Annotated in this window: 3 protein-coding genes; all 3 read left to right on the forward strand. The window is 58.4% G+C overall.

The window, feature by feature from the left end:
- Window positions 1–617: VOC family protein (locus tag AC1DSG_RS30245; RefSeq protein ID WP_477794150.1), on the forward strand; the 617-nt coding region annotated here is incomplete at its 5' end.
- Window positions 618–793: 176 nt separating this feature from the next.
- Window positions 794–1,750 carry a fumarylacetoacetate hydrolase family protein gene (locus tag AC1DSG_RS30250; RefSeq protein ID WP_477794151.1) on the forward strand — a complete coding sequence of 319 codons (957 nt, stop codon included), beginning with the start codon at window positions 794–796 and terminating at the stop codon, window positions 1,748–1,750.
- A partial coding sequence (locus AC1DSG_RS30255; protein WP_477794152.1) for an AMP-binding protein occupies window positions 1,750–2,450 on the forward strand: 701 nt, incomplete at its 3' end. The genes AC1DSG_RS30250 and AC1DSG_RS30255, both read left to right, overlap by 1 nt.

Genomic DNA, 2,450 nt, shown 5'->3' on the forward strand with positions numbered 1-2,450 from the left:
ACGTCACGCAGCGTCCGCCGATTGCTCCCCCTGAAGTGCTCAGGCTTGGCCACATCGTGATTGAAGTGGTCGACTACCAGGCGACCTGTGCCTGGTATACCCAGCATTTCGGGTTTATTCCCAGCGATGTGCAAGTACTCCCCGATGGCACACCTATCGTCGCCTTCATGCGCCTTGACCTCGGTGAAACTCCTGCGGCGCACCATACCCTCGCGATAGCGCAAGGGTTCATGGCGACCTACAGCCATAGCGCCTATGAGGTCGTCGATGCGGACGCGGTGGGAATGGGGCAGCGCGTCCTGCGCGAGCGCGGTTGGGAGCACTCATGGGGCATCGGCCGCCACATCCTGGGCAGTCAGATCTTCGATTACTGGCAAGACCCATGGGGCGATAAGCACGAGCATTACTGCGACGGGGATATCTTCACGGCCGCACAGCCTACCGGCATTCATCCCGTGAGCCCCGAAGCAATGGCGCAGTGGGGCCAGCGCATGCCTGCGAGTTTTACAAAACCCAAGATGAGCTTCACCAATGTGCTTTTGCTAATCCGCAACTTGCGACGCAGCCCGGATTTAACCATTCGCAAGTTGATAACCCTTATGCGCATGTTCGGTTAGAGCTGCCGCCATGTCGGGTAACTCAATTCGGTATGGCCGGCGGGACGTGCTTAAAGCCGGCGCTTTGATCGCTGGCGGCTCGTTGGTCTACACCGTTGTCAGCCCCCCCTTCAGAACAACACCACAGTTCTTGCGCCACCGAGCGCAGGACAAACGCCGCTCCAGGAGTACCTTCAATGTCTGCTGTACACGTAGTCCGCTTTGAATTTCAGAACGGTATCCACTGGGGCGTGCTTCGCCAGGGCCGTATCACAGTCATCCCCGGTGTGTTTGAAACCACCGGTGACTTCATTCGCCAGAACAGTATCGACGACCTCGCTCAACTGAAAGGCTCGGAGTTGGAGGAGGGTGAAGTGAAATTGCTGTCGCCGGTGACCCGTAATCAGCAATTCGTCTGCCAGGGCGCCAATTACCGTCAGCACATGATCGAATCGGGCATGGACCCGGACGCGAAGAAATTCAACATGATCTTCACCAAGGCAACGAGTTGCCTGGTGGCGGCTGACAGCGACCTGATCAAGCCGCGCACCGTGCGTTTCCTTGATTACGAGATTGAACTGGGGCTTGTGATGAAACGCGCGATTACCGGTTCCGTGTCTGTCACTGACACCAATCTGCATGAGTTCATCGCCGGCGTCGTCATTGTCAATGACTACTCGGCCCGCGACATTCAGATTCCCCAGATGCAGTTCTACAAGGGCAAGAGCTTTCGCACTTTCGGCCCGGTCGGTCCTTACCTCTGTCTTCTGGATGCCAAGGACATGCATTACCTAAAAGCACTGCAGCTGCGCCTGACAGTCAACGACCAGGTGCGACAGAGCGACAGCACGGCCAACCTGGTTTACGGTCCCGCTGAAACCCTTACCGAACTCTCCTCCTTGCAAGATCTCGCCGCTGGAGACCTGATCGCCACCGGTACTCCGGCTGGCTGTGCGCTAACGATTCCTTCGCCTGCCAAGCAGCGTATTGCGGCTTTGATGCCAGAAGCTACCAAGTGGAAACTCTTTCTCAAGGCGCAGGAGAGCCGGCCGCAGTATCTCAAGCCGGGTGACGTGGTCGAAGCGCGCATTCGCAGTGCCGATGGTGTGATCGACCTCGGCGTGCAACGCAACCGCGTTGTGGGGGAAGCCTGATGGTGGTGCAGACCCTGAACGATATCGAAAGCCTCGAACGAGTCCCCTTGTCGGAACGCGGCCTGGCGTCCAGCACTTATGAAGCGCTGCGACAGGCGGTCGAGTGCACCCCCCAGGCACCGGCACTAAGCTTCTTCGCCGATGCTGCCGATTTCAGACACACCTATGAGTGGAATTATTCCCAGCTCTTCGCGGATATCACCCGCGCGGCAAATGCCTTCCATGACCTGGGCATAAAACCGGGCGAGGTGCTGGCCTTCATTCTGCCCAACCTGCCGGAAACCCATTTCACTCTATGGGGCGGGGAGGCGGCGGGCATCGTCATGGCGATCAACCCTCTGCTTGAGGCCAAGCAGATGGCCGGCCTGCTGAATGCCGCGAAGGCATCTGTGGTGGTGACGCTTGAGCCGACTGCGGGCAGCGATCTGTGGCCGAAACTGGCTTCACAGCTGGATCAGTTACCTACGGTCAGGTCTGTCGTTTGGGTCAGCATGGAGTCCTATGTCGACGAACCTGTGCGTAGGGCTCTGAAAGCCGTGGCACTGAAGGAGCGAGACTTAAACCGCGGCATCCCGATCCACGATTGGCGATCGCTGATGAATGCTCAGCCGCATACACACCTGAAGAGCGGTCGGCAAATCCGCCAGGATGAATGCTCCTCCTACATCTGCACTGGCGGCACCACCGGGCTCCCCAAGAT

It is taken from the genome of Pseudomonas sp. P5_A12, from assembly GCF_056400685.1.